A 660-nucleotide genomic window follows, 5' to 3' on the forward strand; every position below is an offset into this window, starting at 1 on the left:
CCGCTAACCCCATCAATTAACCTTCCGGCACCGGGCAGGCGTCACACCGTATACGTCCACTTTCGTGTTTGCACAGTGCTGTGTTTTTAATAAACAGTTGCAGCCAGCTGGTATCTTCGACTGATTTCAGCTCCGCCCGCAGGGGCTTCACCTACATATCAGCGTGCCTTCTCCCGAAGTTACGGCACCATTTTGCCTAGTTCCTTCACCCGAGTTCTCTCAAGCGCCTTGGTATTCTCTACCTGACCACCTGTGTCGGTTTGGGGTACGATTTCGTGTTACCTGATGCTTAGAGGCTTTTCCTGGAAGCAGGGCATTTATCACTTCAGCACCGTAGTGCCTCGTCATCACGCCTCAGTGTTAAAGTGAACCGGATTTGCCTGGAACACACACCTACACGCTTAAACCGGGACAACCGTCGCCCGGCTGACATAGCCTTCTCCGTCCCCCCTTCGCAGTAACACCAAGTACAGGAATATTAACCTGTTTCCCATCGACTACGCCTTTCGGCCTCGCCTTAGGGGTCGACTCACCCTGCCCCGATTAACGTTGGACAGGAACCCTTGGTCTTCCGGCGAGCGGGCTTTTCACCCGCTTTATCGTTACTTATGTCAGCATTCGCACTTCTGATACCTCCAGCAGCCCTCACAGGCCACCTTC

At 53.6% G+C, this 660-nt stretch carries 1 rRNA gene; it reads right to left on the reverse strand.

The annotated features are described in order from the left end of the window. Positions 1-660 (reverse strand): 23S ribosomal RNA (locus URZ40_RS23130); the annotation flags it as partial.

This window comes from Enterobacter sp. 296B2 (assembly GCF_034106185.1).
Taxonomy (GTDB): domain Bacteria; phylum Pseudomonadota; class Gammaproteobacteria; order Enterobacterales; family Enterobacteriaceae; genus Enterobacter; species Enterobacter cloacae_N.